Source organism: Paenibacillus sp. MY03 (assembly GCF_002165585.1).
Lineage (GTDB): Bacteria > Bacillota > Bacilli > Paenibacillales > Paenibacillaceae > Pristimantibacillus > Pristimantibacillus agaridevorans.
This window is the reverse complement of sequence record NZ_MXQD01000018.1, coordinates 105,911-125,745: the sequence shown is the minus strand read 5'-3', so window position 1 is coordinate 125,745 and position 19,835 is coordinate 105,911. Positions and strand designations below refer to the sequence as shown.

Below are 19,835 nucleotides of genomic sequence, written 5' to 3'. Positions count from 1 at the left end.
GACGTGACCGGGACTAACCCGCGCATGATTGCCGGGATCAAGGCAGACGGAACACGTGGGCTTATCCTTGTCGACGGGCGCGGTACCTACGACAAAGGATTGACGAGCAAAGAGGCGGGCATCATGGCCCTGCATTATGGCTATCCGGCGTCCGTCAACTTGGACGGCGGATGGTCGGCGACGCGGGGCAACTAACAACAGGCAACTGCTCGATGCGCTGGAGATCGACAAGATAGTAAAAAAACGGCAGTACCACGTTGCGGATATGTCCCAGGACTACAACGAGCGCGTAGTGCATCACGCCATTTCTATTCAATTTGACCCGGACAAGCTGCTGCCGACGTACATTGTTGATCATATTCCGACCAGCACACCTAATAACCGCCGACCCGGCCACAAGCTTGCGCCGACCACAATCACGATCCACAACACGGCCAACCCGACCAGTACGGCACGGAATGAGCGATCCTGGCTGACGAATCCCGCCAATACTGCGACGGCGTCGTACCATATCGTACTGGACGACAAAGAGACGGTGGAGACCCTGCCACATAACGAGTCGGCATGGCATGCTGGAGACGGCAGGGGGCTGCAAGCGGGAACAGGACGTCGATCGGGATCGAGATTTGTGAGAGTGGCAACTTCGCCCGAAAACTTGAACGCGCCGTTGAGCTAATGGCTAGGATGCTTAAAGAGCGAGGTTGGGGCGTCGAGCGTCTGCGCCGTCATTATGACTGGAGCGGCAAGATTTGTCCGCGCCTTATGTATGACAGCGGCAGTTGGGCGGGATGGATTGACCTTAAGGCACGAGTCGCGGCGGTGCTTAATCCACCTGCATCAGCTCCTGTAAGCGATCAGGTGGATATCCGCGTAAATGGCAAGATACTGGAGCAAAAGGGGACGCTGAAAAACGGAGTGACGACGGTGCCGGTGCGCGCGATCGCGGAGGTATTCGGAGCGGTAGTCACTTGGGACGGGGAGTCTCGGACTTTTCATATGCAGAATAAATAAGAACGACAATTCACCATCCGGAATTTGCAGGTGCTCTTAAAGAACTCAAAAAGATATTGAAATCTATTGAAACTGATGTGAAAATAATTGAACAACAATTACTCCAAACTGAGGCAATGATGACACTTGCTAAGAAGCTTGGGGACAATGAAACAGTATTGCGCGCTGCAATTAACTCACCAGAGAGCCAAGAACAATTTAAAAGAATTGATGCTTTGGCCCAATAATATTACGAGCAATACTAATTGACTGGAATTTTGCCAGAAACTGATTTCCCTGAATTAGTAACATTTGCAACGACAGAAGAAAGAGAGTATGGTAATGATTATATTTATAGTGTAAACACCGGTGATGCTGTAATCGCTCTATCAACAGTAGGAATAGTTGAAACTGAGGCTAGATTAGCTACAAGACTGGTTACACTCGGAGCGCTTTCTACTGTTGATGGTCCATTACCAGTTGCAGATTTAGTTTGTCTGGTTATAGGTATTTCTCTACTTTGGCATCATACTGCTACTAAACTAAGTATGACCACTACCGCGGTATTAAACCAAATAGGTCCCTATTATGGCGCTACAGCAAAAGCAAATGCCCAAAATGTGCAAATTGGCGCAGCTGTAGTTACAGCCAAAATAAGACAAGGATTCAATCATTTTGAGGCTTTTAGAAATAATGTGAAGCCAGGCGGGATATTATTAGGAGTAGAATTGACTTTTGCTTTAGCATCAGAGCGTCTTAAAAAGAATGGTGATGTTTGGTCTATCCAAAAATCTTCAGCTAAAGCAATATCCGCCAATATTTCTTTTGGATCAAGTCCTGATGAAGACCCAGCGCACATCTCAAATGGCTTTTTTATGAATCGCCCACATTTTCATGCTAGAGTCTTAGGCGTTCGAACAGGTGGTCATTCCTTCTGGTAAACGAAAAATAAAAACATTTAACCCCAGTGCTTTTTTTGCACTGGGGTGACTAATCGGAGGTGTAATAATGTGCTATTTTTTGTATTTAGTAACAGTTGATGAAATTGCGGTTAATATAATTAGTGATTTTCAGAACAATCATGATATTCATTTTAATAAGGTGAATGAGTACCTAAAAGAAAAAGCTTCTAAAAACTATTATTTGATACATAGGCAATGCTCTTGTGACTTTATTAGAAATGTAGATAATAATTATAATGAAATTTCATCTATTTTGATTCAACTCAAAAAACCATTTGAGGTTATATTATTGGATAAAACTAAACAACCGCATATTGAAATAGATGATGTAATTTCAAATGTGTTAGCAACAGAAAAGATATCGTTGGAAGATTTTTTGCTAATATACCCGACAAAGTTTATTAGTTCAAAGAAATATATAGTATCATGACTCTTGCAATAAAAAGCTAAATTGCCCATAAAACAGGCAAACTGACATTTGCTCACCACGAAAACTTCGAACTACATCGGGCTCCCCACTCATCCCAAAGTTCCTCATAGGCATGCTTATAATTGGAATGAATTAATGGTCAAACGAAGCAACAGATTTTCGCCACTGGCATCATAACTGACGTTTCCGTATATTAACAGTTTAAAGCCCGCTATCCATTAGGACAGCGGGCTTTCTTCTTTATGGAACCAAATGTATACATTATATGCTGGGAGTATTTGATGGGGATGATTTAAGTAGAATTATCGCAGCAGATTTAAGACTAATGGCGAAGGTTTATTGTTAGTTTATAACATTGAAGTTGGAAAAACATATTATGTAATGCTCGTAACCACAGGTGATCCAACTAATTGAATGAAATCAAAGTTGTTTCTTTATCCTGATATTTTTGAAGTATATCAAAAAGTTCATTTGATGTACTCTTCATTTGATTTATGTAATCTAAGTAATATGAATCATTATAATGTAAATCATGTGCATGAACAATTCTGCTACTCCACCTATAAACAATTAAAATAATATCAGCTAATTCAGAAGAGATAACGCTTTTATCTGCTAACTTGGAGACCGCTCTACCTATAGGGTATTTTTCATTAAAATCACCTAGACTGTGTCTTGATATACTTTGAATAAGAAACTCCAGTATGAATCTTTGTTTAAACACCTCAATAATATGTTGATCATTCATTTGTATTAGTTTATAAATAGTTACTTCGTCGGTTGAATCGTTTTCATCATCTAGACCTGAATCACTTTTATCTATATTGCTGTTGTTACGAGGTAGTGACTTTTCACTAGTGGGTCTGTACAATGATTGCTGTTGTTTAGAACTATCAATGAGTAACAATAATAGCTTGATTAATCTTGCAGAAAACATCGAAGTAACAACTACAGAAATAGCTAGAGTTAATGTAAAAAGAATCTGATTTTCTTCAAATGAAATGAGTTTGTTTACGATAAATGGGCTAATGAACCCAAGTACCAATACAACAATGTATATAATAAGGTCTTTTATAGATCGAGGCGTAACATCATTTTTAGCAATATAACTTTCATAATTCTGAATAGCATCGTGAAGATAAAGTTCTATTTCTTTTAATAAACCTTTCCTTACTTCATCACTAATATGCTCATTCTCGTATACTCTTGCGTATACCATTTTAACTATTTCTTGAAGGGTATATTTATATTCAGCATTTTTTATAAGGACTAATCCCTCAAGCATATAAGAAAGATCAATATCTGACAGACTTACTTTTTTGTTTACACAATTCCTAATAATTAAATTAACGAATTCTTCCGTTAATCTAAAAGTTTCTTTATTAGCCTGCTTTTTTGATTTGTTCTCTTGATACCAAAAGAATATGACCAAGTATCAGGGAGAAAATCGACACACTTATACTAAACTCATCTGATAATAAAAATTTACTCATAATTAACGCCTCCTGTATGGATTTTACATATGAAAGCAAAATCTTACAAGAAGTTTTTGACATTACCACAACGGCGCTGGTAGCTACTACGATAAAGGAGGTACCTTCTGATTAAGCGAAAAGGAAAGCGCGGAGAGTTTTATGGGGGCTCAAACTTCCCGAATCCAGACATACTTTGTCTACATAGCTCTAAACTGAGATAAAGAAAATGTTCAAATGGTTGCATTATACTCATTGCTAAACATCATGAAATAGGGTGAAGAGGATGGGGAAGGGTGTAGCACGGCCATTACGAGAACGACATCACATAGTAGAGGAATACAAGGAGTACGACATTAGGGTGCTTGGACATTTTAAGACGGAACAAGAAGATAACAGTTTGTACGTCCGTATCGCCAATGCGCTTAGAAAGTCAGGAATTATCACACTGGGGCGAATGCTGGATTCGAACGAATATGACTTGATAAAGGTTCGCGGGCCGGGAGAGGAGTCACGAGTTACTTCATGAATTGCTTTCTAGGGCTGTTGGGGCGGATGAGATCCAAATGTTCGAACCAGTGGTTCCGAAAACTAAAGTAAAACCCGATCCAATTGCCAAACTAAAAGAACGCTATTTGAGAAGAACAATGAATATAAAAGACACTCATGATTAATGAAATCGGAGGCTTGGTGAAAAGATGAATTGCTTCTCCGCTGGATCCATCCGTATCTTTTACGTGAGGAATATTGTGGACGTGGAACAGGTAAACCGACATGCCTCCTGAACGTTCAATCCTATTGGTCGATGGGCAATCTTTTTACGCGTCTGTTGAAAAAGCTGCGTACCCTGAATATAAGGATAAGCCAGTAGCTGTAGCCGACCCGGAGCGCCGCAGCGGCATTATATTAGCGGCATGCCCAATTGCAAAAGCTCAGGGCGTGACAACGGTGAGCAGGGTGTTCGAGGCTCTAGCTCTATGCAAGGATCTCATCATCATAAAGCCACGCATGTAGCGTTACATCACCGCTTCCTTGTTGATCACTGAAATATTTGAATCATTTACACCACTGGTCGAGCCCTATTCAATTGATGAGCAATTTTTGGACGTAACTGGCTCCGTCGGCCTTTACGGAACGGCGGAAGAGATTGCTGGGTCAGATCCAGCAGCGCATCCAGCTATCGACTGGCGTATGGAGTAGGGGTGGGGATAGGGCCGACGAAGGTCCTAGCCAAAACTGCTACAGACAATTTCGCTATGCAACATCCTGACGGGATTTAACGCCTAGACTACTCCAACATCGAGTCCGACCTATGGCCGCTGCCTATCCATCAGATGTTTATGGTAGCGTCAAGGATGACCAGGCGCTTTACGATGTGGGGTATTGATACGATCGGACATGTTGCACGAATGGAACTGCCAGCTTTTAAAAAGCTAAATGCGTCGTATGATGGGTAAGCAAAGTGACATCCAAGCCGAGTATTATTGGCAGATATCCCGTGGCATATATCCGAGTCCGGTTGTCTCCTCAATCAGCGCGTCTCTTAAATCGGTAAGCCATGGAAAGACGTTACGAGCATCTCTGTATACTCGAAGGGAAGATTTCGAAGTCGTCCTGCTGGAGCTATGTATAGAGGTCTGCCGTCGTGCTAGGAGGCTGGGCGTACAGGGGCGAGTCGTATCCCTTGATATGGGAGAGACGGACGGAAAAAGAGCTAATACGTTTAATCGCCAATTGACCTTAATCAATCCCACATCACTCACACATGAGCTCTCAGAGGCTGTAATGCGGCTCTTTAATGAGTACTGGCAGGGATTGCCCGCATCACATCTTATGATTGCTCTGAATCAGCTCTCGAGCGACCGAGTGCAGCAGCTGGATCTTTTTGATAACCGCCACAAAATATTCGAGCTGGAGAAAACGACGGACGCAATCAAAGATCGATTTGGCGACATGGCTATTATAAGAGCATCTTCAATGTTCGATGCCGGAGTAGCCCGAGAACGAGCAGGACAGATCGGAGGTCACTATAAATGAGCAAGCTGGATGGTAATGAACGCTGGAAATCGAAGATACTGCTAACGGAGCACAAGGGCCAATATGAAATGCGGGATCAGCCCAAGCTTTCCGGACGACCAACTTCGGAAGAATTAATTATGATTCGGGATTTTATTTTGTATCCACATATGCTGAAGAGGATACAAAAAAGCAACGATGACATGGGATTTGCTCATATAGCCCTTAAGGGAGTAATCATTCGTTGTTTGGAATACATTTTGTTTAGCATTACAGAGGACTTTTATGCACTTAAGCAAGGGCTGAAAAACCTCAATATCAAAGTAGTGGAGGAAGAAATAAATGACGATATCATTTATTACCGTTATTATTGTAGGGGATACGAAGAACGGTTTGGTATCGTAAGAGAAGTGTTACGTACGGATATCAGGACAAAATTCACTGATTACACCTTGCAATTAGGCAAGCAATTAAAAAATGATAGAGGGTGAGCAAACATGGCAAGAGATAAAGGGCCGAAAAGGCCGACAAGAGATGAATATGTATTAGAGGAATTAGGAGAACGCTTGGTAGAGGCTCATGATGAAAAGACGGTGGTGCAGTTGGAGGTTTGGTATCAGAAATCCGTTGTCGGCCGGATCGTAAAGATGGACTCTCGAACGAAGTTGATACACATCGAGCAGAAGAATGGCGAAACGGATAGAGTGCCGTTTATGGATATTATGAAGGTGAGCAATTCGAGTCATTGACGGATTAATAGTGGATGGATTAACATGCAAAAGAGCCGCAGGGATGTTCTCCCATACGGCTCTTTTTTAATCATTATTTTCAGCAATATCGATGCCCCCGAAAATGCCCCCGAAAATGCCCCCCGAATGCCCCCGAAAGTTGATTTTTGATGCGTTTTATTGCGGTTTTTAAATTTTCACTTCTATATAATAGACGGCATTGCCATCCGTTACCTCCTATAATACGTCAAAGTATCTAAACCGGACCCAAGTGCAACAATGGGAACGCGATCAATATCGGACGTTGTACTAAGACAATTAAGCCCGCTGACCGTTATGGTTAGCGGGCTTTTTGGTGCGAAGAAAGAAATGCTGCAGGAAAATAACGGGAACTGTCCCGGACCAACTTTTTAAGCGAATTTGTTTACCATTTCGAACATGAACTTTTAATTCGCTCATCTTGCATACCGGATATTTACAAGATTTACAATTGTGAATGAAATGGAAGCCCGCTGACCTTAATGGTGAGCGGGCTGGTTTTTGTATTGTGTTGGGTGACTTGAATGGGAACATTTTATACAATTAAATTAACGTATTAAACCCGAATGTCCAAAGATTTGCCCAGGTTAGGGTCAAGGCTTTGGCTCATCATTTGAACCAGATTCTGTCCTTGAAGCTCCGCATTTCCCTTAGCCATGTTTAACACTTGAATGTTGACGGCCTGGGATAGGGAAGACTGGCTCATAGCCATCGAGACAGCTGCGATATCCACCTCTATACACCTCTTATGGTTTATCGGCATAACGGTTATCGCCCATTAGTAGCAAAGGAGTATGTTTACAAAGTCTTGAAAGGGGATGCAGGATGTCATATTGCTTGATCTGAACGAAAAAAAGCCGATATGGATTTGTCCATACCGGCGTTGCCGCGTTGCTGCTTAATGGATATCTCTGAAAAGTCCGATGACCTTGCCGAGAATAGTGACGTTCTGCAAAAGAATCGGCTCCATCGTCTCGTTTTCAGGCTGGAGACGGATATGATTTTTCTCTTTGTAGAACGTTTTGACGGTCGCTTCGTCGTCTTCTGTCATGGCGACGACAATCTCTCCGTTATTGGCCGTCTGCTGTTGGCGTACGATGACGTAGTCGCCATTATGTATGCCGGCTTCGATCATACTCTCGCCAATAACGTTAAGAATGAACACGTTGTTGTTGTCGCCAACATAGTGGGCAGGAAGAGGGAAGTAGTCTTCTATGTTCTCCGTAGCAGTGATCGGTACGCCGGCAGTTACCTTACCCACGATAGGAACTTGTGTAACGGGCATCTGGATGACGTTGTCATTATCGTCCTGGCTCAAAATCTCGATCGCCCGAGGTTTCGTAGGGTCGCGTCTGATAAATCCCTTTTTTTCCAGGCGGTCCAGATGGCCATGTACCGTCGAGCTCGACAGCAGGCCGACCGCCTCGGCAATTTCGCGTACGGAAGGGGGATAACCTTTTTCTTTAACTTCTTGCTTTATAAAGTCAAGGATCGAATTTTGCCGTTTGGAAATCTTCGACACGTTCATCATCTCCATTCATCTTATTGTGTCAAATTATAGCATAGAACCGCCGTTCGTACAAACATAAGTTCTTAAGCTCAAACGTTCGCATTTTATCGTTGACGGAAACGTTTGTTCGTGTTAAATTAAAAACAGAACAAACGTTTGGGGTGCTGACAATGATGATAATGAATCCAAGTACAAGCTCATACCGTTCCATATACCGTGGTAATATCCGCGAAACCAAGGAGCTTGCTCAGCCTCATTGGCTGATCAGGCATATGGCAAAGCTGATGATTAGTTTGATCGTGTTTACGCTTGTTTTCAGCAGCTTTCTTATAATCGGTACAAATGCTTCCAGCACGGTCGTTGAGGGGCCAAGCGAATCGGAGCAAGTCGTGACGGTAGGCAGCGGAGACACGTTGTGGTCCATTGCCAGTTCGTTTAAGAACGGCAGTGATATAGGTTATCTTGTTTTCTCGATCAAGAATCGCAATAATTTGGACAACGTGACGATACATCCTGGTCAGAAGTTAATTATTCCTGATATTTGATGGAGTTGTAATAGCGATATATTTAATAATGAGTGCTTAGAGATTTCCCATTCTTTAGGGAGATCTCTTTTTATGTATTATAGAAACTAGTTGCGTTTGGGGGCTTCGCCTTGACAATGCCTTATTGAAAATGTCAAAGTAGGAGTAATGTGTTCGCAACATGAGAGAGGGGTAATGAAATTGGATTTTGATAGTCTGATTGCCAGAATCAACGAGCTTTCCCGCAAAAACAAAACCGTCGGCTTAACGGATGAAGAGCTGAAGGAACGAGATGTGCTTCGCCAGAAATATCTGAACAACTTCAAAGCCAACTTCAAGCAACAGCTTGATACAATCAAGTTTGTCGAGGATGAAGAGAACGAAGGCAACGGCGGCGTCAAACATTAAGAGCTCCTTTCCGGAGCTTGCTATTATATGAAGGAGGAATCCATCTGTCACGGTCCTGGGAGCGCAAGGTGCGCAAAAACATGTCTACTATTAATAAGCAACGCAAGAAGCACGGTGAAGGCCAGTTAGTGATGAATGCAGAGAAGGCGGATCGATTTACCGGCCGCAATTTTTTGCTGCCGATTTTATTGATTTTGTTTATCTGCGCGTACATCGCGATTATGTCGGCAGATCCCAAATTCGTTATGACGACGATGAGCTGGGTAACGATCGGTATGTATTTTTTGCTCGCAGCCCTCTTTTTTTTCCGCAAGCCCTATCTTAAGATCGGCAAGGATTATGTGCAGTCTCGCCGGATGACAGGCGACAAGCGGCTTATTGCGGCGGATATCGGTTCCATTCGGGTACAAGACGGTTATGTGACGATTTTGCCTAAAAAGGGCGGCGGCTGGACGTTCTCGCGTCTCCTTAATCGTTTCAATACGGCGGCGATGACCGACAAAATGAAGTCGTTTGCTCAAGTACACGGCATTACATTCGAGGAGAAATAACACAGGGGAGAGATACAGGACATGGCAGCAAAGCAAGCGGTATTATTTGACCTGGACGATACATTATTGTGGGATGACCGCAGTGTAAGAGAGGCTTTCCGTGCTACCTGCGAAGCAGGCGCGGCGGCTACTGGCTTAAATCCGGACGAGTTGGAGGAGGCGGTACGCAAGGAAGCAAGAGCCTTGTACGAATCTTACGAAACCTTCCCGTTTACGAAGATGATCGGCATTAATCCTTTTGAAGGCCTTTGGGCGAATTTCACGGCAGGCGAGCAAGTTGAGTTCCGCAAGCTGCAACAACTGGCTCCGGGATACAGGAAGGCTGCATGGACACAAGGCCTTAAAGCGCTGGGCGTCGACAACGAAGAGCTTGGCGCAACGCTTGCGGAGCTGTTCCCGGCAGAACGACGCTCGCGGCCGCTTGTTTACGATGAGACATTCCGCGTATTGGATGCGCTCAAAGGGAAATACAAGCTGCTTCTGCTTACCAACGGCTCACCCGATCTCCAAAAGGAGAAGCTTGACGGAGTGCCCGAACTTATTCCTTACTTTGATCATATTATTATTTCGGGTGAATTCGGACAAGGGAAACCGGCTGCGCCTATCTTTAAGCATGCGCTGGAACGTCTCGGCATCGAACCGGAGCATGGCATCATGGTCGGCGACAAGCTGACGACGGATATACTTGGCGCCAATACGATCGGAATGACATCGGTATGGATTAATCGTCATGGCGCGACTCGCACGGACGAGATCGTACCGTCTTACGAGATTACCCATCTGGAAGAGCTAATTACCTTATTGGAGCAATAATAGCTGTTATGGACTCATATTTATAACCAAAAAAGCCCCTCTGCAGCATTTGAAGGCCGGAGGGGCTTGCCGTTTATCTAGCGGAATCCTTACTTGCCCTATTGGAATTGTTTATCTGCGAAAGGAAACGCTAGTCAACCTTCTGTCTCGATGAAGCGGCGAACGGCTACAATCTGGCGGCTGTCCATCAGGGTGAACAAGCGAGGTTTGTGCTCCGGTACCGAAAATGTCGATGAACGAACCTTTTCAGCTAATGGCTATTCTGTTAAACTATTTGTTAAACTAAACGGGTGCATGAAGGATGCATATGACGTGTAGGAAGGGTGTAAGGAATTGTTGAGAAGGACTTTACAACAAGCGCTTAAAGAACGGATTTTGATTCTGGACGGCGCTATGGGAACGATGATTCAGCAAGCCAACTTGACGGAGGACGATTTCGGCGGCGCGGAGCTGGACGGCTGTAATGAGATGCTCGTTCTGACGCGTCCCGATGTTATTCAATCGATTCATGAGCAATATCTGGAGGCCGGGGCAGACATTCTGGAGACGAATACATTCGGCGCTACGAGTGTCGTTCTCGAGGATTACGACATCCCCGAGAAAGCCAGGGAGATCAATCTGGCCGCGGCGAAGCTGGCGCGGGATGCTGCGGACAAATACAGCACGCCGGACAAACCTCGTTATGTTGCAGGTGCACTTGGGCCGACAACCAAGACGTTGTCGGTGACCGGCGGCGTTACATTCGACGAGTTGATTGAAAGTTATTACGAGCAAACGGTGGCTCTCATTGAAGGCGGCGTGGACGCCATCCTTCTGGAGACATCTCAGGATACACTCAACGTTAAGGCAGGCAGCATCGGCGTTCGCAATGCATTTGAGACGACGGGCATAACGCTTCCGATTATGATCTCCGGAACGATCGAGCCGATGGGAACGACGCTTGCAGGTCAATCCATCGAATCGTTTTACATCTCTCTGGAGCATTTGAATCCCATCTCCATCGGTCTTAACTGCGCGACGGGCCCTGAGTTTATGCGCGATCATATTCGAACATTAAGCGAAATCTCGAGCGCGGCGGTCAGTTGTTATCCTAACGCCGGCTTGCCGGACGAGAACGGGCATTATCATGAATCGCCGGAATCATTGGCCAAAAAAATCGCGGCATTCGCCGATCAAGGCTGGCTTAATATCGCCGGCGGCTGCTGCGGAACGACGCCTGCCCATATCAAGGAGCTTGCCGAGACGTTGGCGAACTATTCGCCGCGTTCGAGTGAAGGCGCCCATGCCGACGCGGTATCCGGCATTGACACCGTCTATATCGAATCGGACAACCGTCCCTATATGATTGGCGAACGGACAAATATTTCGGGATCCCGTAAATTTAAACGTCTTATTAAGGAAGAGAAGTTCGACGAAGCTTCGGAGATTGCCCGTTCGCAAGTGAAAGGCGGCGCGCATGTCATCGATATCAACCTGCAGGATACCGATATCGACGAAGCGTTCGCCGTGCACCAATTTCTGCCGCAAGTCGTCAAGAAGATTAAAGCGCCGCTGATGCTGGACTCTACTTATGATCATATTATCGAGCTGGGTCTCAAATATTCGCAAGGCAAAGCGATCATCAATTCCATTAACCTGGAAGACGGGGAGTCGAAGTTCGAGAAGATCGTCCCCCTGATTCATCGCTACGGCGCGGCAGTCGTCATGATTCTGATCGACGAGCGCGGCCAAGCGGTGTCTCGCGAGGCGAAAATGGAGGTTGCGGACCGTTCTTATCATCTGTTGGTTGAGAAGTATGGCGTGAACCCGCAGGACATCATATTCGACCCTAACATGTTCCCGATCGGCTCCGGGGATCCGCAATACATTGGTTCTGCCGTGGAGACCCTTGAAGGGATAAGGATGATCAAGGAGAAGTACCCTCGGGCCAAGACGATACTCGGACTCAGCAACATCTCCTTCGGCTTGCCGGACGCGGGACGCGAAGTGCTGAATTCCGTTTATTTGTATCATGCGACCAAGGCAGGTCTCGATTATGCCATCGTAAATACGGAGAAGCTGGAGCGATATGCTTCCATTCCGGAGGAAGAACGTCAACTCGCAGAAGCTCTGATCTACAATACGAACGATGATACGCTGGCAGCGTTCGTGGCGGCATTCCGTAACAAGAAAGTCGAGAAAAAAGAAAAAATCTCCAACCTTTCGTTGGAAGAGCGGCTCGGCTCGTATATTGTGGAAGGTACAAAAGAAGGATTGATACCCGATCTGGACGAAGCGCTAAAAAAATACGCGCCTCTTGATATTATTAACGGCCCGCTGATGAAGGGGATGGAAGAGGTCGGCCGGCTCTTCAACAACAACGAGTTGATCGTTGCCGAGGTGCTTCAGAGCGCCGAAGTCATGAAGGCGTCCGTCACGCATTTGGAAAACTTTATGGAGAAAAACGAAACGGCCGTCAAAGGAAAAATTATTTTGGCTACGGTAAAAGGCGATGTCCACGACATTGGCAAAAACCTGGTAGAAATTATTTTGTCCAATAACGGTTATAAAATCATTAATCTGGGGATTAAGGTGCCGCCTGAGCAGCTTATCGAAGCTTACCGCAAAGAGAAAGCGGACGCGATCGGTCTGTCCGGTCTGCTCGTGAAATCCGCTCAGCAGATGGTCATCACCGCACAAGACATGCGGAACGCCGGCATCGATGCGCCGATTCTGGTCGGCGGAGCCGCACTGACCCGCAAGTTCACGAAGACGAGGATTGGTCCGGAATATGATGGTCTCGTGCTTTATGCAAAGGATGCGATGGACGGCCTCGATATAGCCAACAAGCTAATGGATCCCGAGCACCGGCAGAGGCTGGAAGAGGAGCTTGCAGCTTACAAGGCGTCTGGAGCCGCATCGGAGGAAACGGAGAAGCAGCTGCCCCAGTTATCGCGTGCCGTCCGTTCGAAGATATCGCCTGATGCCCCGGTATTCGCGCCGCCGGATACGGATCGTCACGTCCTGCGCGATGTCCCGATCCCGCAGATCGTGCCTTACGTCAACATGCAGATGCTGCTTGGCCATCACTTGGGACTTAAGGGAACGGTAGAAAAGCTGCTGGCTGAGGGGAACGAGAAGGCGATCCATTTGAAGGCAACCGTTGACGAAGTCATTCGTGAGGGTAGCAAGGAAGGCTTCTTGAAGGCGCAGGGGATGTACCGTTTCTTCCCGGCCCAATCTTCGGGCAACGACGTTATCATTTACGATCCCGCCGATCATACGAGGGAAATCAAACGATTTACCTTCCCGCGTCAGCAGGTTGAGCCATTCCTCTGCCTTTCCGACTTCCTTAAGTCGACGGAGAGCGGCGTAATGGACTATGTCGGGTTCCTGGTTGTAACCGCCGGGGAAGGCATTAGGGATCTGGCCAATCGTTGGAAGGACGGGGGGGACTATCTGCGCTCCCACGTGCTGCAGTCCGTTGCATTGGAAGTAGCGGAGGGGTTGGCGGAACGCGTCCATCATATGATGCGCGATATTTGCGGTTATCCGGATCCTGCCGAGATGACGATGAAGCAGCGGCACGGCGCCCGATATCAAGGAATTCGGGTATCGTTCGGTTATCCGGCATGTCCGAATCTGGAGGATCAAGGACCTCTCTTCGAGCTCATGAAGCCCGAGGATATCGGCGTTGAGCTGACAGAAGGTTTCATGATGGAGCCGGAAGCTTCTGTTTCCGCAATGGTGTTCGCTCATCCGGAGGCGCAATATTTCAACGTGGAGAAAGTGTAAGACAAAGAAACGATAGATAGCGAGCCTTCCCCGTTTCGGCCCTTATGAGCCGTAATGAGGAGGGCTCCTTTGGTCAAAGCTGTTATTGGCAGATACGTCAAATATCGTTGGAGGAAAACGATGAAGGTATGGTTTACGGGTACCGGCGCAGGCAGACCGAATAAACATCGGAATGTGACAGGCGCAGCGCTGCAACTGCCTGAGCCGCATTGCGCTTGGTGGTTGTTCGATGCGGGCGAGGCAACTCAGCATCAACTAATGAAGTTGCCCCTGAAGCTGAGCAAGCTGGAAAAAATATTTATTACGCATCTGCATGGCGATCATCTCTATGGCTTGCCAGGGCTGCTCAGCACACGATCCTTTGACGGAGGCGTCAGCCGGTTGGACCTGTACGGTCCGATTGGTTTGAAGAAGTACATCGAGACAATCTTTCAATTGACGGGAACAACGCTTGATTACGAGTTGGTTATCCATGAATTGGCTGAAAACGCCAGCGATGAAGTCGTCTATAATGGCCCTGGGTTCAAGGTGGAAGCGAAACCGCTTTTGCATCGAGTATCTTGCTTCGGCTATAGAATTACCGAAAGCGATGCGCCTGGCCGGCTGCTGACGGACAAGCTGCAACAACTCGGTATCGAGGCTGGTCCGTTATATGGCCGATTAAAACGCGGCGAAACCGTGACTCTGGCGGACGGGCGCGTAGTGACTCCGGCTTCCGTTACGGATGGGATCGTGCCTGGCCGGATCGTGACGGTGCTTGGCGACACCAGTCCTTGCGCTAACGCCTTGTTGCTTGCAAGGGGAGCGGATCTGCTCATCCATGAAGCGACGTTTGCAGCCGGAATGGAAGCGAAGGCTCATGAATTCGGGCACAGCACCACAAGCGAAGCTGCACTTGCTGCTCGAGAAGCGGGAGCGAAGCGACTGCTGATGACTCATTTCAGCGGGAGATACAGCAACGAAGAGCTGGTGAATTTGGAGGGGGAAGCTCGGATGGTATTCCCCAACAGCGCGGCAGCGCTTGATCTGGGCTGTTATGAGATATTGCGGAAGGTCAGCGGCGAGGAGCGAGGCTGTCCGGAATGACGCAATAGATCGAACGTATATTCTAATTCTGTATAGTATGTTAAAATGACAACAACGAATGACTAGGCGCGGGGAAGCGCGGGGAACGGAGAGTGGCAATGATGAACACCTGGACGGGCAGGGCGGCCAGTCTGGAGGATTGGCTCGGATACATAAAGACAGACGAGGAGCTTATGGCGAATGTCACGCATTGGCGTACCATCCCCTCCAGACCGGCCGTGTCCGTCCCCTTGCCGGAGGACTTGCATCCCATCTGGAAAGAGGGGCTGCGGCTTCGCGGAGTGACGGAGCTGTATGCGCATCAGGCCGATGCATTCCGGGCGGCGAGGCGGGGCGATCATGTCGTCGCCGTGACTCCGACGGCTTCGGGCAAGACGTTATGCTATAACTTGCCCGTCATGCAAAGCCTGCTGGAGAACGACGAAGGGAGAGCGTTGTATCTCTTTCCGACCAAGGCGCTTGCCCAGGATCAGGTGGCGGAGCTGCAGGCGGTCGCCGACCTCATGGGCGTCGATATCAAGACGCATACCTACGATGGCGATACGCCGCCCACCGTTCGCACGGCGATTCGCAACGCGGGACATATCGTCGTGACGAATCCCGATATGCTGCATTCGGCCATTCTTCCGCATCATACGAAGTGGGTCAAGCTGTTCGAGAATATCAAATACATCGTGATTGACGAGGTCCATGCCTATCGCGGCGTATTCGGAAGCCATGTGGCAAACGTGATCCGGAGACTTAAACGAATATGTCGCTTTTACGGCTCCGAACCTCAATTTATTTGCGCCTCGGCTACGATCGACAACCCGCGCGAACACGCGGAGAGGCTGATTGGCGAGCGGGTGACGCTGATCGACAACAACGGCGCGCCGATGGGCGAAAAACATATCATTTTCTATAATCCGCCTGTTGTGAACCGACAGCTCGGCATACGGAGAAGCAGCGTGCTGGAGACTCGCAGACTCGCGGCCTTGCTTCTGAAGCAGGGCGTGCAGACCATTGTATTCGCCCGCAGCCGCGTGCGCGTGGAACTGCTGCTGACTTATTTGCAGGAGCTGGTCAAGGACAAGCTTGGCGACAAGAGCATACGGGGATACAGAGGTGGCTATCTGCCAAAGCTGCGGCGAGAGATCGAACGCGGGCTTCGCAGCGGCGAGATACGAGGCGTTGTCAGTACGAACGCGCTGGAGCTTGGCATCGATATCGGTCAGTTGCAGGCTTGCGTGCTTAACGGGTACCCCGGTACGATCGCAAGCACGTGGCAGCAATCAGGCAGAGCAGGCAGACGGCAGGAGAGCTCCGTAACGTTTATGGTGGCGAGCAGCAATCCGCTGGATCAATACATGATTCAGAACCCGGACTTCTTTTTCAATCGTCCTCCCGAGCGGGCGCTGATCCATCCCGATAATCTGCTGATCTTGATCGATCATGTAAAGTGTGCGGCTTACGAGCTGCCGTTCAAGCGAGGGGATACGTTCGGAGGCGAGAAGCTGGAGGATATGATGGAGTTTTTAGTCGAAGAGAGAGTGCTCCATTACGCCAATGACCGCTGGTTCTGGATGGAACAGTCTTTCCCTGCGCATAACATCTCGTTGAGGTCCGCTGCGCAGGAGAACTTCGTTATCATCGATATGACGACAAGCGACCACAGGGTCCTTGGCGAGGTTGATCGGTTTAGCGCACCGACCTTGATCCACGAAGAGGCTATCTATATTCATGAAGGCGTGCAATTCCAGGTGGAGAAGCTGGACTACCCGGAGAAGAAGGCTTATGTGCGCGAGGTCGATGTCGAGTATTATACGGATGCCAACCTGGCGGTCGAGCTGAAGGTGCTGCATGTAGACAAGGAGACCACGTCGGGGGAGCTCCTTAGGCAATATGGCGAAGTAACCGTAAATGCGAAGGCGACCATTTTTAAAAAAATACGACTGGGCACTCACGAGAACATCGGCTCAGGGCCGATTCACCTGCCCGAAGAGGAGCTGCATACGAGCAGCTACTGGTTTTCCTTCAGCGACGAGGCTGCGGCTACGCGTTCCAAAAACGAAATGCAGTTCGCGCTGCTGGGCATTGCGAACGTGCTCGTTCATATCGCTCCGCTCTATCTCATGTGCGATCCCTTTGACATTCGGGTCGTGCCTCAAGTAAAAGCCATTCATTCGCAAAAACCGACGATCTACTTCTATGATCGTTATCCCGGAGGCATCGGGCTTAGCGAAAGGTTGTACGACGTACACGACGAGCTGATTAAGCGGGCAAGGACGCTCATTACTTCTTGCAGCTGTATGAGCGGATGTCCGGCTTGCGTCGGGCCGATCGAAGAGGTCGGGCTGCTTGGCAAAGAACAGGCGCTGGCGCTGCTGAAGGAAGCAGGTGCAGGCGCATGAGCATGCGGGAACGTATGAACAGGCTTCGAGCCAGCGCTGCAAGCGAAGCTCGCACGGCGACCGAAACGGTTGTGTCTTCGTCAGAATCAGAATGCGAGCCGCAGGAGGAGCTGCATCCGGGATGGGCATCCTTCGGTGTTACGCTCCGAAGAGGCGCGAAGGGCGATTATTTGGTGCGTCGAACGGAATTTAGTCTTGACTACCAACACGGCACTCATCAATTAGGAGAATTAATTGAAGCGGCAACGGGATTGTCCGAGTTCCATGCTGCCCAGCAGCCAGTAGAGCCCGAATCCATTTTGTATCTGGATCTGGAGACGACCGGATTGGGCGTTGGGACGGGCAATGTGCCTTTTATGACCGGCTTTGCCTTTGTGCAAGGGAACAAGTTTATCGTAGAGCAGTCGCTGATTCGCCATCCTGCCGAGGAATATGCCATGCTGTACGATTTGGAGCAGCGCTTAAGCAATTATCGTTATTTGGCCACATATAATGGCAAGACATTCGATTGGCCGCTTGTGCAGAATCGGATGATCATGAACGCGATGGGGAGAGAACTCGAGCAGCCGCTTCACCTGGATTTTTTGCATCCTTCGCGATCCATCTGGCGCAATACTCTGGCATCCTGCAAGCTCAGCCATATCGAAGAAGAGAGATTGGGCATTTTTCGAACGGAGGATGTTCCCGGCTCTCTTGCTCCTCAGCTATATTTTCAGTTTCTGGCGGATGGAGACCCAGCTCCTTTGGAGGGCGTGTTTCTTCATAACGAGCTTGACCTTCTGGCGCTTGCTTGCTTGTCGATCCGTTTTGGACATCTGCTGCGGGAGGATATATTCCGGCGCATTCCATATCCGGAAGAAACAGAGGAACTGGTGAGAACGGGATTATGGCTGGAGCAGATGGGAAAGTCGGAGCTGGCTGAAGAATTATTTGGGCGGGCGTTGCTGCATGAGGAACCTTCTCCATCCGCGCTAAACAAGCTTGCGGCGAGAGATAAGAAGGCTGGTAATTGGCAACGCGCTGTGGTATTGTGGCAGAAGGTTGTTCATGCATCCGGCAGCTCATTGTCTGCATCCGGGCATGATGCCTGTATTGAATTATCCATGTATTTTGAGCATAGGAGCAAAGAACTGCATCAGTCGCTCCATTATTGCGCCGAGGCGCTTGCGCGAATGCAAAGCGTATCGGGCGGCCGCCGCTTGAGCGATAAGGAGACGATAGCGCTGCAGGACGTTCGCAAACGAATTCAAAGAATACAGTCTAAAATTCATAAACTAGAATTGGGAGCATTATCCAAATGAAACAATATCAGCATGGGGCCTTGAAGGGATTGTTGATCGACCTTGATGGCACGATGTATCAGGGCTCGCGTCCTGTAGACGGCGCGGACCGGTTGATTCGCCACTTGCAGCGAGAGGGCATTGCTTATCGTTTCGTCACGAACAATTCTTCGGCTACTCCAGTTGAAGTAGCAAGCCGGCTCAGCGCAATGGGAATTCCCGCGCGTCCCGAGGATGTATGCACTTCCGCACAGGCTGCAGCCGTCTATATCGCCAAGCTTGCACCTCACTCCTCCGTATTTGTCATAGGACAGAAAGGGCTGCGCGAAGCTTTGACGGAAGCGGGACTTCGGTTAATGGACGAACATCCGGATTTCGTTGTACAAGGGATAGACAGAGAGTTCACTTATGACCGTGTCGCACAAGCGGTTCAGCATATTCGGAGCGGGGTTCCCTTTATTCTTACGAATCCCGACCGTCTCGTACCATCTACTCACGGGTTATTGCCGGGAGCAGGCTCCATAGGAGCCATGATCCAAGCGGCCAGCGGTCAGGAACCGATCATTATCGGCAAACCTTCCTCCATTCTTATGAATTACGCGCTAGACAGCATTGGGCTGACTCACCGCGAGACATGGGTCGTAGGGGATAATCTGGCTACGGATATCGCTGCAGGCATTGCTTCCGGCTGCGGTACCGCGCTTGTCCTTACGGGTCTCACGACGAGGGAGAATTACGACGACTACAAGAATCAGGCGGGCTGCACGCCGGACATCATCTATGACACGCTGGATGAGCTTACTGCCGACCTGCCGTCATTGCAGAAGCTTTCATTATCGGACACTAGCTGGGAGGTTTAAAG

At 48.2% G+C, this 19,835-nt stretch carries 21 protein-coding genes and 2 pseudogenes; 19 read left to right on the top strand and 4 right to left on the bottom strand.

Annotated elements, in window-relative coordinates; all coding sequences use genetic code 11:
• Nucleotides 1-3 precede the first annotated feature (3 nt).
• From B1748_RS17920 to B1748_RS17910, 6 genes are all read left to right on the top strand, one after another.
• Nucleotides 4-195: a phosphodiester glycosidase family protein gene (locus tag B1748_RS17920; RefSeq protein ID WP_143810326.1), complete on the top strand. Its 192-nt coding sequence runs from the start codon at nucleotides 4-6 to the stop codon at nucleotides 193-195.
• A complete protein-coding gene (locus B1748_RS37580) occupies nucleotides 137-676 on the top strand; it encodes a peptidoglycan recognition protein family protein (RefSeq protein WP_256975746.1) in 540 nt (179 codons plus the stop codon). The genes B1748_RS17920 and B1748_RS37580 overlap by 59 nt, the downstream gene beginning before the upstream one ends.
• 8 nt (nucleotides 677-684) lie before the next feature.
• Entirely contained in the window at nucleotides 685-1,011 is a 327-nt protein-coding gene (locus B1748_RS37575; RefSeq protein WP_373271281.1) for a stalk domain-containing protein, read from the top strand.
• A 56-nt stretch (nucleotides 1,012-1,067) separates the two neighbouring features.
• Nucleotides 1,068-1,238: a thioredoxin domain-containing protein gene (locus tag B1748_RS36880; RefSeq protein ID WP_179215658.1), complete on the top strand. Its 171-nt coding sequence runs from the start codon at nucleotides 1,068-1,070 to the stop codon at nucleotides 1,236-1,238.
• An 18-nt stretch (nucleotides 1,239-1,256) separates the two neighbouring features.
• Nucleotides 1,257-1,931, top strand: a complete 675-nt coding sequence (locus B1748_RS36475) for a hypothetical protein (RefSeq protein WP_143810325.1) — start codon at nucleotides 1,257-1,259, stop codon at nucleotides 1,929-1,931.
• 67 nt (nucleotides 1,932-1,998) lie between these two features.
• Complete coding sequence (locus B1748_RS17910) at nucleotides 1,999-2,382, top strand: hypothetical protein (protein ID WP_087569296.1); 384 nt, start codon at nucleotides 1,999-2,001, stop codon at nucleotides 2,380-2,382.
• Nucleotides 2,383-2,788: 406 nt separating this feature from the next.
• Here B1748_RS17910 and B1748_RS17905 read toward each other — a convergent pair whose 3' ends face one another.
• Entirely contained in the window at nucleotides 2,789-3,667 is an 879-nt protein-coding gene (locus B1748_RS17905; RefSeq protein WP_143810324.1) for a hypothetical protein, read from the bottom strand.
• 961 nt (nucleotides 3,668-4,628) lie between these two features.
• Between B1748_RS17905 and B1748_RS37830 the strand changes: the two are divergent.
• From B1748_RS37830 to B1748_RS17885, 4 genes and pseudogenes are all read left to right on the top strand, one after another.
• Nucleotides 4,629-5,054, top strand: a pseudogene (locus B1748_RS37830) (Y-family DNA polymerase).
• A 237-nt stretch (nucleotides 5,055-5,291) separates the two neighbouring features.
• Entirely contained in the window at nucleotides 5,292-5,891 is a 600-nt protein-coding gene (locus tag B1748_RS37825) for a DinB/UmuC family translesion DNA polymerase (RefSeq protein ID WP_306299332.1), read from the top strand.
• On the top strand, nucleotides 5,888-6,361 hold the full coding sequence (locus tag B1748_RS17890; protein WP_087569293.1) for a YhjD family protein: 474 nt from the start codon (nucleotides 5,888-5,890) through the stop codon (nucleotides 6,359-6,361). The genes B1748_RS37825 and B1748_RS17890 overlap by 4 nt, the downstream gene beginning before the upstream one ends.
• 6 nt (nucleotides 6,362-6,367) lie before the next feature.
• Nucleotides 6,368-6,619: a YolD-like family protein gene (locus B1748_RS17885; RefSeq protein WP_087569292.1), complete on the top strand. Its 252-nt coding sequence runs from the start codon at nucleotides 6,368-6,370 to the stop codon at nucleotides 6,617-6,619.
• 574 nt (nucleotides 6,620-7,193) lie between these two features.
• Here B1748_RS17885 and B1748_RS17880 read toward each other — a convergent pair.
• Nucleotides 7,194-7,370, bottom strand: a complete 177-nt coding sequence (locus B1748_RS17880) for a YjfB family protein (RefSeq protein WP_087569291.1) — start codon at nucleotides 7,368-7,370, stop codon at nucleotides 7,194-7,196.
• A 165-nt stretch (nucleotides 7,371-7,535) separates the two neighbouring features.
• A complete protein-coding gene (gene lexA / locus B1748_RS17875) occupies nucleotides 7,536-8,159 on the bottom strand; it encodes a transcriptional repressor LexA (RefSeq protein WP_087569368.1) in 624 nt (207 codons plus the stop codon).
• A 158-nt stretch (nucleotides 8,160-8,317) separates the two neighbouring features.
• On the opposite strand from lexA, the gene B1748_RS17870 reads away from it, so the two are divergent.
• From B1748_RS17870 to B1748_RS17855, 4 genes are all read left to right on the top strand, one after another.
• The gene (locus B1748_RS17870; protein WP_087569290.1) at nucleotides 8,318-8,692 is read left to right on the top strand and encodes a LysM peptidoglycan-binding domain-containing protein; all 375 of its coding nucleotides are present in this window, start codon (nucleotides 8,318-8,320) and stop codon (nucleotides 8,690-8,692) included.
• 180 nt (nucleotides 8,693-8,872) lie between these two features.
• The gene (locus B1748_RS17865; protein ID WP_087569367.1) at nucleotides 8,873-9,079 is read left to right on the top strand and encodes a DUF896 domain-containing protein; all 207 of its coding nucleotides are present in this window, start codon (nucleotides 8,873-8,875) and stop codon (nucleotides 9,077-9,079) included.
• An 80-nt stretch (nucleotides 9,080-9,159) separates the two neighbouring features.
• Nucleotides 9,160-9,630 (top strand): hypothetical protein, encoded by a 471-nt coding sequence (locus B1748_RS17860; protein WP_256975744.1) that lies wholly within the window; start codon nucleotides 9,160-9,162, stop codon nucleotides 9,628-9,630.
• 21 nt (nucleotides 9,631-9,651) lie between these two features.
• Complete coding sequence (locus tag B1748_RS17855) at nucleotides 9,652-10,443, top strand: HAD family hydrolase (protein WP_087569289.1); 792 nt, start codon at nucleotides 9,652-9,654, stop codon at nucleotides 10,441-10,443.
• Nucleotides 10,444-10,577: 134 nt separating this feature from the next.
• Here the strand turns inward: B1748_RS17855 and B1748_RS37570 are convergent.
• Nucleotides 10,578-10,667: pseudogene (locus B1748_RS37570) on the bottom strand (acireductone dioxygenase); the annotation flags it as partial.
• A gap of 169 nt (nucleotides 10,668-10,836) precedes the next feature.
• Between B1748_RS37570 and metH the strand changes: the two are divergent.
• From metH to B1748_RS17830, 5 genes are all read left to right on the top strand, one after another.
• Nucleotides 10,837-14,217, top strand: a complete 3,381-nt coding sequence (gene metH, locus B1748_RS17850; RefSeq protein WP_373271283.1) for a methionine synthase — start codon at nucleotides 10,837-10,839, stop codon at nucleotides 14,215-14,217.
• A 120-nt stretch (nucleotides 14,218-14,337) separates the two neighbouring features.
• Nucleotides 14,338-15,303 carry a ribonuclease Z gene (gene rnz / locus B1748_RS17845; protein ID WP_087569365.1) on the top strand — a complete coding sequence of 322 codons (966 nt, stop codon included), beginning with the start codon at nucleotides 14,338-14,340 and terminating at the stop codon, nucleotides 15,301-15,303.
• Nucleotides 15,304-15,404: 101 nt separating this feature from the next.
• A complete protein-coding gene (locus tag B1748_RS17840; RefSeq protein WP_087569287.1) occupies nucleotides 15,405-17,693 on the top strand; it encodes a DEAD/DEAH box helicase in 2,289 nt (762 codons plus the stop codon).
• Complete coding sequence (locus B1748_RS17835; RefSeq protein ID WP_087569286.1) at nucleotides 17,690-18,994, top strand: ribonuclease H-like domain-containing protein; 1,305 nt, start codon at nucleotides 17,690-17,692, stop codon at nucleotides 18,992-18,994. The genes B1748_RS17840 and B1748_RS17835 overlap by 4 nt, the downstream gene beginning before the upstream one ends.
• The gene (locus B1748_RS17830) at nucleotides 18,991-19,833 is read left to right on the top strand and encodes a TIGR01457 family HAD-type hydrolase (RefSeq protein ID WP_087569285.1); all 843 of its coding nucleotides are present in this window, start codon (nucleotides 18,991-18,993) and stop codon (nucleotides 19,831-19,833) included. The genes B1748_RS17835 and B1748_RS17830 overlap by 4 nt, the downstream gene beginning before the upstream one ends.
• The last annotated feature ends 2 nt before the right edge of the window (nucleotides 19,834-19,835 follow it).

Excerpts from the sequence above, each read along its gene's own strand:
- B1748_RS37580 (WP_256975746.1), top strand. The coding sequence starts at position 137 with ATGGCTATCCGGCGTCCGTCAACTTGGACGGCGGATGGTCGGCGACGC.
- B1748_RS37575 (WP_373271281.1), top strand. The coding sequence starts at position 685 with ATGCTTAAAGAGCGAGGTTGGGGCGTCGAGCGTCTGCGCCGTCATTAT.
- B1748_RS17910 (WP_087569296.1), top strand. The coding sequence starts at position 1,999 with ATGTGCTATTTTTTGTATTTAGTAACAGTTGATGAAATTGCGGTTAAT.
- B1748_RS17905 (WP_143810324.1), bottom strand. The coding sequence starts at position 3,667 with ATGCTTGAGGGATTAGTCCTTATAAAAAATGCTGAATATAAATATACC.
- B1748_RS37825 (WP_306299332.1), top strand. The coding sequence starts at position 5,292 with ATGCGTCGTATGATGGGTAAGCAAAGTGACATCCAAGCCGAGTATTAT.
- B1748_RS17890 (WP_087569293.1), top strand. The coding sequence starts at position 5,888 with ATGAGCAAGCTGGATGGTAATGAACGCTGGAAATCGAAGATACTGCTA.
- B1748_RS17885 (WP_087569292.1), top strand. The coding sequence starts at position 6,368 with ATGGCAAGAGATAAAGGGCCGAAAAGGCCGACAAGAGATGAATATGTA.
- B1748_RS17870 (WP_087569290.1), top strand. The coding sequence starts at position 8,318 with ATGATGATAATGAATCCAAGTACAAGCTCATACCGTTCCATATACCGT.
- B1748_RS17860 (WP_256975744.1), top strand. The coding sequence starts at position 9,160 with ATGTCTACTATTAATAAGCAACGCAAGAAGCACGGTGAAGGCCAGTTA.
- B1748_RS17855 (WP_087569289.1), top strand. The coding sequence starts at position 9,652 with ATGGCAGCAAAGCAAGCGGTATTATTTGACCTGGACGATACATTATTG.
- metH (WP_373271283.1), top strand. The coding sequence starts at position 10,837 with ATGGGAACGATGATTCAGCAAGCCAACTTGACGGAGGACGATTTCGGC.
- rnz (WP_087569365.1), top strand. The coding sequence starts at position 14,338 with ATGAAGGTATGGTTTACGGGTACCGGCGCAGGCAGACCGAATAAACAT.
- B1748_RS17840 (WP_087569287.1), top strand. The coding sequence starts at position 15,405 with ATGAACACCTGGACGGGCAGGGCGGCCAGTCTGGAGGATTGGCTCGGA.
- B1748_RS17835 (WP_087569286.1), top strand. The coding sequence starts at position 17,690 with ATGAGCATGCGGGAACGTATGAACAGGCTTCGAGCCAGCGCTGCAAGC.
- B1748_RS17830 (WP_087569285.1), top strand. The coding sequence starts at position 18,991 with ATGAAACAATATCAGCATGGGGCCTTGAAGGGATTGTTGATCGACCTT.